The 717-nt window shown below is 65.0% G+C and carries 1 protein-coding gene; it reads left to right on the top strand.

Features of this window, described 5'->3' with window-relative positions; genetic code table 11:
* Positions 1-373: 373 nt before the first annotated feature.
* Positions 374-688: a hypothetical protein gene (locus G3446_RS27125; RefSeq protein ID WP_209262676.1), complete on the top strand. Its 315-nt coding sequence runs from the start codon at positions 374-376 to the stop codon at positions 686-688.
* Positions 689-717: the final 29 nt, after the last annotated feature.

Raw genomic sequence — 717 nt, 5'->3', positions numbered from 1 at the left:
CTGCGCGACGTCCAGCGCGCCCGTCAGTTGGATGCTGGCCGTGCCGACAGAGCGGGTCCGGTGAGCGAGCCACCGGACCTTGGCAGACGCACGTCGGATTCAGAGCGGTAGCCCAATCCAGTCTCCCCATCGGCAGGCGGTCCGACGCCGACCGCCAAGTTCGAGACACCCCGCCGCTGGTCGACAAAATATGTAAACCATGAAGAGAATGTGAGATTGCCAGCCCGGTAAGGGGGGCGTCGACGCTGGACTGCTCGAGCGGTCGCGCCGCTACCAATGGATTCACCGTGTCTCGCATCACTCGGCGATGACGATGGGACTGACAAGGAGGCGCGCCGACGTGCAAAAAATCCGACCCCTCGCGCGCCCTGCCATGGCCGCGCTGCTTGCGACCCCGCCACGCCTCACCCCCACAAGCGTCTACACCAACGACGGCGCTGGACCTGTGTATCGGATCACCGCACCGGACGGCACGGTCACGTTCAACGACGATGCCTTGGGCCATCTCCAGCTGCTCGCTCCGGATCCTGCTGACTGCCCCGCAGTCGGTACCGACGTCACACCGATGTCGGCCGTCGCCGACACCGCCACCGAGGTTGCGATGCGGGGCCTAAGCCTTGCCGACGCCACGCTGGACGATCCCGCCGGGACCAATCCACACCCCACTCACCCGAGAGTCAAGATATGAACGCAATAGGCAAGGCTTCACTCGGTTTC

This window comes from Thiorhodococcus minor, assembly GCF_010820565.1.
GTDB classification, from domain to species: Bacteria; Pseudomonadota; Gammaproteobacteria; order Chromatiales; family Chromatiaceae; genus Thiorhodococcus; species Thiorhodococcus minor.
The sequence above is the reverse complement of the archived record's forward strand: the minus strand, read 5'-3'. Positions and strand labels throughout refer to the sequence as shown.